The sequence below is a fragment of the Microcoleus sp. CAWBG640 genome, assembly GCF_020883015.1.
In the GTDB taxonomy this organism is placed as follows: Bacteria; Cyanobacteriota; Cyanobacteriia; order Cyanobacteriales; family Microcoleaceae; genus Microcoleus; species Microcoleus anatoxicus.
The window spans coordinates 57,794-62,364 of record NZ_JAHRFC010000034.1; the positions used below are offsets into that span (position 1 = coordinate 57,794).

At 41.3% G+C, this 4,571-nt stretch carries 3 protein-coding genes and 1 pseudogene; 2 read left to right on the top strand and 2 right to left on the bottom strand.

The genetic code is table 11. The features are described 5' to 3' along the window. Both ligA and AAFP11_RS17685 read left to right on the top strand, forming a co-directional pair. On the top strand, window positions 1–1,931 hold a 1,931-nt coding region (ligA, locus tag AAFP11_RS17680), incomplete at its 5' end, for an NAD-dependent DNA ligase LigA (protein WP_341738261.1). Window positions 1,932–2,077: 146 nt separating this feature from the next. Further along, entirely contained in the window at window positions 2,078–2,521 is a 444-nt protein-coding gene (locus AAFP11_RS17685; RefSeq protein WP_341738262.1) for a hypothetical protein, read from the top strand. Window positions 2,522–2,929: 408 nt separating this feature from the next. On the opposite strand, the gene AAFP11_RS17690 is transcribed toward AAFP11_RS17685, so the two are convergent. Both AAFP11_RS17690 and AAFP11_RS17695 read right to left on the bottom strand, forming a co-directional pair. Continuing rightward, complete coding sequence (locus AAFP11_RS17690; protein ID WP_341738263.1) at window positions 2,930–4,225, bottom strand: ABC transporter substrate-binding protein; 1,296 nt, start codon at window positions 4,223–4,225, stop codon at window positions 2,930–2,932. Then, window positions 4,218–4,571, bottom strand: a pseudogene (locus AAFP11_RS17695) (glycosyltransferase family 2 protein); the annotation flags it as partial. The gene AAFP11_RS17690 and the pseudogene AAFP11_RS17695, both read right to left, overlap by 8 nt.

The window sequence follows — 4,571 nt, forward strand, 5'->3', positions numbered from 1 at the left end:
CCCCCCTGACGAAGACAGGGGAAATTACTCCCCCCCTGACGAAGACAGGGGAAATTACTCCCCCCCTGACGAAGACAGGGGAAATTACTCCCCCCCTGACGAAGACAGGGGAAATTACTCCCCCCCTGACGAAGACAGGGGAAATTACTCCCCCCCTTAACAAGGGGGGGCTGGGGGGGGTTTCCTATGTTTGTGAATTAAAAATAGATGGTTCAGCCTTAGCATTAACCTATGAAAATGGAGTTTTAGTCCGAGGTGCGACGCGGGGAGACGGCATTTCAGGAGAAGACATTACTCAAAATGTTAAGACAATCCGCTCGATTCCTCTCCAGCTAAATATAGATAATCCGCCACCGATTGTGGAAGTGCGGGGAGAGGCTTTCTTATCCTTAGCGGTGTTTGCAGAAATTAATCAGGAACGGGAAAAAGCAGGGGAACAACTATTTGCGAATCCTCGTAATGCCGCGGCCGGTACGCTGCGACAGTTGGATTCTAAAATTGTCGCTCAGCGCAAGTTAGATTTCTTTGCTTACACTCTACATTTTGAACCGAAAAAAAGTTCAAATAAAAATGATACCCTGTCTATGCCTCTGCATAGTAAGGAAGAAAATGAGCAGATAAAAACTCAATGGGATTCTTTGGAATTGTTGCGAACAATGGGATTTAAAGTAAATCCTAACCGTAAGATTTGCTATTCTTTAGATGAGGTTCAGGAGTATTACGAATTATGGGACACTCAACGGCAAAATTTGCCTTACATGACTGATGGAGTTGTAGTCAAGATTAATTCCGTTGAATTGCAAAAACAGTTGGGTTTTACTCAGAAATTTCCCCGTTGGGCGATCGCCCTTAAGTATCCAGCCCAAGAAGTGCCTACCATAGTAGAAGCCGTCACCATCCAAGTAGGCAGAACAGGGGCCTTGACACCTGTAGCAGAACTAAAACCAGTGCAGTTAGCCGGAACTACAGTGTCACGGGCTTCTCTACATAATAGCGATCGACTTTCCGACTTAAATCTCCACATTGGCGATACTGTAATTGTCAGAAAAGCTGGAGAGATTATACCAGAAGTAGTGCGAGTTTTACCAGAACTTCGTCCAGATTCTGCTCAACTATTTCAAATGCCTACTTGCTGTCCCGAATGCCAACAACCCGTGGTTCGCGAAAAAGGGGAGGCCGTTACCCGCTGCATTAATACATCTTGTCCCGCAATTTTGCGGGGTTCCCTGATTCATTTTTGCAGTCGGGATGCCCTAGATATTAACGGTGTTGGAGAAAAATTGGTGCAGCAGATGGTTGATAACAATTTGCTAAATTCTGTGGCAGATTTGTATGATTTAACACCAGAAAAATTGATGAATTTAGAGCGAATGGGTGGTAAATTAGCCGAAAAGTTAGTAAATGCGATCGACCAATCAAAAACTCAACCTTGGTCGCGCGTACTTTACGGTTTGGGGATTCGGCACGTCGGAAGCGTTAACGCCCAATTGCTGACAGAAAGATTTACCAATGTCGAAGAATTAGCCTCAGTATCCGCCGCAGCCATTGAAGGTGTTTATGGGATTGGTCCAGAAATTGCTCAATCGGTTTATCAGTGGTTTCAAGTTCCGGCCAATCAAACTTTAATTGAACGGTTGAAAACTACAGGATTGCAATTAAAATCCGAAGTTAAAAATCACAGTTCCACACAACATAATTTGCCCTTAGCTGGCAAAATCTTTGTCATCACTGGAACTTTGCCAACTTTAAAACGAGATGAAGCTAAAGATTTGATTCAAAAAGCAGGAGGGAAAGTCACCAATTCCGTTAGTGCTAAAACCAACTATGTAGTTGTCGGAGAAGACGCAGGCTCTAAGTTAGAAAAAGCTCAATCTTTAGGAATACACCAACTTTCAGAATCAGAGTTAATACAACTGCTAGAGCAACCATAAATCCTAGATAAAACTTAATGTATACCTCTGAACTCTTTCTCTGCGCCCTCTGCGCCCTCTGCGGTTCAAAAAAGCTCCTTTGACTCCAACGTAAATTTTGCTAAAATTAATCTAGTACACTCAATCCAAGCCCAAGGAAATACATTATGTCAGAAATTCCAACAGAACAAACACCAACAAATTTACCAATTCCAGAAACAACCCCACAAACAACTACCCAAAGCTCCATTTCTGCGGTGGACAACTTGAAAAATACTTTAGGAAATTTCCTCAATAGTTGGAAATTGAAAGCCGGAGTAGCAGTTGCTGTAGTCTTGGGAGTGTTCCTATTAACTTTTTACTGGCAGCATATCATCGCAGTGGTAGGTATGAAAAGTTGGTCGGCGCGATCGGGTGCTAAGGCGATCGAATGTATGGTAAGAGATACTAATGACGACCAGTATGTCAGTTGCAGTGCCCTCCTAGATCAGCAGATTGTCCCACTTGAGTGCAGCGCCAGTTTATTCAACATCGGTTGTCGAGTCAACTATGGAACTGCTGCACCTAATCTGAGACTGATGAGCCCCAGAGCTGCTACTGGTATCAGATGATGGTTGAATCAACAGATTTTTTACTAAAATAGGGGACTTACAAAAGATTTGCCATCATGAATAAACTTCAGAAATAAAGCTCAAAAAAATTTTGTCACGACTTACGCAAAAAACCCGGTTTATGATCCCAAATCGTCCGGTGCATCTCAATGAGTGCAAATATATTCGTAGGGGCGAAGCATGACCACTGTAAATCTCTCGTTATCACTAATAAATTTTCTGCGGTCATGCTTCGCCTATGCAAAATCGGGATGCTCCCAAATCGTCGCTTTCTCACCTGAAATATTGATATCAATTCCGGTTGTATTGGAATGATTAAACCACAGAGAACACAGAGGACACAGAGAAAGAGAGGAGAGAAATAATAATTCCGATGTAACCGATGTAAATATTTGGGATCAATATTTTCTATTTTCCTTCCCAAATCAAATCTAAACGATCTTGAGATTCTTGTAAGGCTTTTTTTACAGGTTGTCCTAGCATAGAAGCTTCGATGGCGCGACCTAAATTTTGTGAAATGCGACTATATCCCGCGATAATAGGACGCGATCCGGCAACGGACATTTGATCTACAAAAACTTTAATCACAGGTTTTCGCTTGATAAATTCTTGATAAGCTTGACTCTGCGCTGATTTCATATTAGCCGGTAAAAATCCCGTGCCAATACTCCATTTGGTTTGAAATTGCTCGCTCAAAGCATACTCCAAAAACTTGAGGGCAGCCTTCTGTCTTTCGGGAGTAGTTTTCATCACAAATAATGTCCCAGTTCCCGTGACTGTGGCTGGTCGAATATCGCTCGGCACTGGAAAAACCCCATAATCGACATTACTTTTCATAATATACGTCCAAGGGCCAGTAATTTGCATCGCGACACGGCCAGAAATAAAATCATCTTCTTCATAACCTCTTTCTGGCATTGATAAAGTCGCGGAACCATCTTTTAATAAATCTTGCCAAAATTGTATAGCCTTAATCGCCCCCGGATTCATTAAATTAGGGCGATTATTTTCGATTATTTGACCATTGGCACTTAGTAAAAAGGGAAACCAAGTGAAAGTAGTCCATTCTCCTTTTCCAAAAGGAATTAACATTCCATACTGTTCTGGTTTCCCATCGGAGTCCCTATCGATAGTTAGTTTTTTCGAGACTTCCCTTAATTCTTCCCAAGTTTTAGGTAATTCGGTGATTCCGGCTGCTTTAAATAATTTAGGACGGTAAAAAATCCCTATAGAACTGGTAGAGATAGGCACTGACCATGTATGACCGTTTAATTGAATTTCTTCGAGAACACGGGGATACAATTCTGACTTCACTGGCAATTTGTCTAACCAATCTTCTAGGGGAACAATGGCATCTAAATTAACAAATTGACCTGTCATTTGGGGGTAAAAAGAAAGGATATCCGGTGGAGAATTACCCACCACAGATGTCAGGATTTTTGGTAATTGTTGGTCTAGTTCACCAGCGAAAATAGATTCTACCTGAATGTCAGGATTTTTCTGATTAAATTCTGCGACTAATTTTTGGAATACATCTCGGTTGACAGGAGGGTTAATTCCTTGCCATAGGGTTAAGTGAATGACTCCATCATTTTTGTGACTGACGGTTTGGCATCCTGTAAAAATAAACAAACCTACAGCGAGGATAATCGCGATTAAAGCACTTTTTTTGGGTGAAGCGATCGCCTTTATTTTCTTAATCATTATTTAAATCAATATTTGCTGTAAAACTCTTACTCACACTGTCTTCCGCTCTCGTGTAAATATAAGTACGAGGTTGAGAAATTTTTACCGTGTTGAATTTTTTTTGCGCCCTTTCCCATAAATCGGTATCTTCTCCATAGGAAATATTTTGAAACCCTCTTAATTCAAACAAAACATGACGTTTCAGAAAAAAAGTAGCACCCATAACACACTCTTGAGCATTAATTAGTTTTCCAGGTTGATAATAATCAGCTACAAAAATATCTCCATCCGTCTCAAAACCCCCCGCAATACAATCCACTTCAGGATTAGCTTTCATATACTCCAAACGGGATTCTAAGTGATT

Bases quoted from the DNA above. Each gene is read 5' to 3' on its own strand.
- AAFP11_RS17685 (WP_341738262.1), top strand. From the start codon at position 2,078: ATGTCAGAAATTCCAACAGAACAAACACCAACAAATTTACCAATTCCA.
- AAFP11_RS17690 (WP_341738263.1), bottom strand. From the start codon at position 4,225: ATGATTAAGAAAATAAAGGCGATCGCTTCACCCAAAAAAAGTGCTTTA.